This window comes from Nocardia sp. JCM 38205 (assembly GCF_058222935.1).
Genome location: NZ_JBYHFL010000010.1, coordinates 153,573 through 154,952, shown reverse-complemented (window position 1 = coordinate 154,952; position 1,380 = coordinate 153,573). Strand labels below are relative to the sequence as shown.

The 1,380-nt window shown below is 66.0% G+C and carries 2 protein-coding genes; one reads left to right on the top strand and one right to left on the bottom strand.

Going from position 1 to position 1,380, the window contains the following annotated elements; all coding sequences use genetic code 11:
* Positions 1-401: WXG100 family type VII secretion target (locus tag AC4HOU_RS27075; protein WP_490725533.1), on the bottom strand; the 401-nt coding region annotated here is incomplete at its 3' end.
* A gap of 170 nt (positions 402-571) precedes the next feature.
* Here AC4HOU_RS27075 and AC4HOU_RS27070 point away from each other — a divergent pair.
* Positions 572-967: a hypothetical protein gene (locus AC4HOU_RS27070; RefSeq protein ID WP_194992384.1), complete on the top strand. Its 396-nt coding sequence runs from the start codon at positions 572-574 to the stop codon at positions 965-967.
* Positions 968-1,380 lie beyond the last annotated feature (413 nt).

The window sequence follows — 1,380 nt, the reverse complement described above, 5'->3', positions numbered from 1 at the left end:
ACACCGGTGGCCATGGCGGCCAGCGCTGCGGCCATTTCGACGGCGAAGATCACCAGTTGGGCGATGATCATCAGTTTGGTGTGTTCGATGTCGTTGGCGCCGTCATCGACCAGGTCGGCCTGGTCTTTCAACAGCCCGGTCAGGGCGGCGAGGGCGCCGTTGTCGTTGCCGAGTTTTTTCCAGAACGCCTCGATCGCATCCGCGGTCTGCCCGTCCAGCGCGGACAGCAGTTGGTTGACCTGGCGTTGAGCATCATCACCGAGATCATCGAGGGTGGTGGCGGCACCGTTGTAGGCGTCGGCCATGCGCCGCATCGCGGTCTCATCGCCCTCGGGCCAATCACCGGCCCCCACGACATACTTCGCGGCCCACTGCAACGCCTCGGGAATCTCGATGCCCACCCCAGAACCCTCCACTCCGCCGATTGAGCCCAGAACTTACCTACGCAGACATGGACGCACCGGACCCGGTGCTGGTTCCATTGATTCCCGGCTGCATTCCGTAACGGCCGGAATCCGCCAGGAAGGGACGGCTGTCCGGCGGGCGCTGGCGGCGACCTAGTGTTGCTCGTATGACTCCTTCACGGTGGGCTACCTGCGGCATCGCAGCCGCCGCGATTGCCGCGGCCTTCGCCGGATCGACAGCCGGCGCCGCTCCGGCCGGATCGACCACTCCGGTGGTGTACTGGCGCGATCCGGGGTTGTCACCGCAATTGGGTGCGGCGGCGGTTATGGCCGAACGCCCGCCCGATGACCCGCAGGTGATCGTGCTGCGGTTCCGCCCCGAGGAAGGGGACGGACCGGCGAAGGAACTCGCGGTGCACTGGCACAGCATGGTGACGGGAGCAGGAGGTGTCGCTTGGTTGACGTCCGGTACTCCGCTGCGGGTCCGGGTCGGTGCAGGCCCGGTGCTCGTCACCGCCACGGGCCGGGTGACGCTGATCCCCGGCGCAGGCGTGATCGGCTGATCGCAGCCGGACGCGCATCACAACCAGAGCGCGGACCTGCTGATTGTCGCCTTACTCACCTGCCGGATCGCGTGGGTGTGAGCATGGTCCGGAGCCCGCGAACGGCCTCGCGGCCCCGCCGCCAGCGACGATGTCCGCAGGCTATGGGCGTTGGTTGGTCCGGTGCCCAGGGCGACGGTAGATTGATTCGGTGATCAGCAGCGAAGTTCGCGGATGTGCCGCGTGGGCGACCTCGGGTCCGGTCGTGCCCATGTAACAAGTGGCCCGGCGGACAGATAGTGCCAATGAACATTTTTGTCTGATTGATACGAGAACTGAGCTCGGAGAAGTGGACGCCACGCTTGGATAGGTGAGCGTCCTGTCCGGGTGTCGTCGGGGAGCGCTTGCGTGGTGTTCCGGAAGCGAGGTTACGG

Excerpts from the sequence above, each read along its gene's own strand:
- AC4HOU_RS27070 (WP_194992384.1), top strand. The coding sequence starts at position 572 with ATGACTCCTTCACGGTGGGCTACCTGCGGCATCGCAGCCGCCGCGATT.